At 57.3% G+C, this 1,518-nt stretch carries 2 protein-coding genes and 1 pseudogene; all 3 read left to right on the top strand.

Annotated features, from left to right (window positions below):
• The coding region (locus ACU8YC_RS24850) for an autotransporter domain-containing protein (RefSeq protein WP_446895937.1) at positions 1-540 on the top strand (540 nt) is incomplete at its 5' end.
• Positions 541-703: 163 nt separating this feature from the next.
• The gene (locus tag ACU8YC_RS24845) at positions 704-1,177 is read left to right on the top strand and encodes a hypothetical protein (RefSeq protein WP_446895936.1); all 474 of its coding nucleotides are present in this window, start codon (positions 704-706) and stop codon (positions 1,175-1,177) included.
• Positions 1,178-1,309: 132 nt separating this feature from the next.
• A pseudogene (locus ACU8YC_RS24840) lies at positions 1,310-1,518 on the top strand (DUF932 domain-containing protein); the annotation flags it as partial.

The raw sequence follows: 1,518 nt of genomic DNA, 5'->3' as shown, positions 1-1,518 counted from the left end.
GATACTCATGGCTGGGGCTGGCTGGCCTCGCTGGAAACCGGACTGCCGTTCAATGTCACTGACGGGCTGATACTGGAGCCACAGCTTCAGTATATCTGGCAGGGTCTGTCCCTGAATAACGGTCATGACAATGGCGGTTACGTGAACTTCGGTGACGGCAGCGCACAGCATCTCCGCGCCGGTCTTCGCTTCGGCAGCCAGTCTGAGATGACCTTCGGTAACGGCACCTCCACGCAGGCCGCTTCTGGCGACAGCATGAAGCACAGCGTCAGTGAACTGCCGGTTAACTGGTGGGTGCGTCCGTCCGTTATTCGTACCTTCAGCTCTGACGGTGATTTGAGCATGGGAACGGCCGCTGCGGGCAGTAATGTTACCTTTACCCCGTCTCAGGATGGTACATCCGTTGATTTCCAGGCGGGTATTGATGCGCTCATCCGCCAGAATGTCACTCTGGGTATTCAGGGCGGTTACACCCGCAGCGTCAGCGGGAACAGCGCTGACGGGTATAACGCCCGGGCCTCACTGAAGGTGTCATTCTGATAACCCGCAGCATGTAAGCCGGAGGACTCAGCGGGCCGCGTCTCACACAGGGGCGCGGCCTGCATAACCTCAGGCTCCGGTGGGAAAGGAAACCGGCGTCCCGCACAGCCCCCTTCTCCGCCATAACCCGTCATCATTCACTCACTGATTTAAGGAGAACAGCATGCGACTGTATACGCTCACGCTCACCACCATCCTGCTGGCGGCCTCCTCAGCGGCACAGGCCATCCCCAGTATGTGGACCAGTGGATTTGCCATGGGGACGACGGAGTACATCATCCGTAATCCGCAAAACGCGGTGTTTAACCTCAGCTGTACCGGCAACCCGGATGAACAGCACATTCTGCAGCACAGCGTCTGGCTCACCCTGCCCGACGGGACATCCGTCAGTTCCCGCGATGAGGAAACAGAGATTACGGTGGTCATGGATAACAGCCAGTACCCGCTGCCGTCATTCCTGGGCTGGCGCAACGGCGACAACGCCTGGGTGTCATTTATTGACGCCCTGAGTCAGGCCGCAACGTTTGATGTGTACGTTAATGATACAAAAGCAGGCACCTTCAGCCCGGGGCTGAAGAATACGCGAAAAGAGCTGTCGGACCTCAGTGACTGCAGAACTCTTCGCGACGACGGCTGAGCGCTACCCCCTCAGGCTCCCTGCTGTCAGTCAGTACCCGACAACAGATATCCGTCACCACAGGCCATGCTCCTTCGGGAACATGGCCTTTTTATTTATGCCGTTAAATCAACCACCGAAGGAAATTAACTGATGCGATTAGCCAGCCGCTTTGGTCGTATTAACCAGATACGCCGCGACCGTCCGTTAACCCATGACGAGCTGATGCAGGTCGTCCCCAGTGTCTTCGGAGAAGACCGTCATGCATCCCGCAGTCAAAAATACACTTACATTCCCACCATCATCCTGCTGCAAAGCCTGCGGCGCGAAGGTTTTGAGCCGTTCTTTGCCTGCCAGTCCCG

The organism is Citrobacter sp. VF227 (assembly GCF_052950715.1).
Note: the sequence above shows the minus strand (reverse complement) of the source record. Positions and strands in the feature narration are given on the sequence as shown.

Coding starts and splice junctions, on each gene's coding strand:
- ACU8YC_RS24845 (WP_446895936.1), top strand. CDS start 704: ATGCGACTGTATACGCTCACGCTCACCACCATCCTGCTGGCGGCCTCC.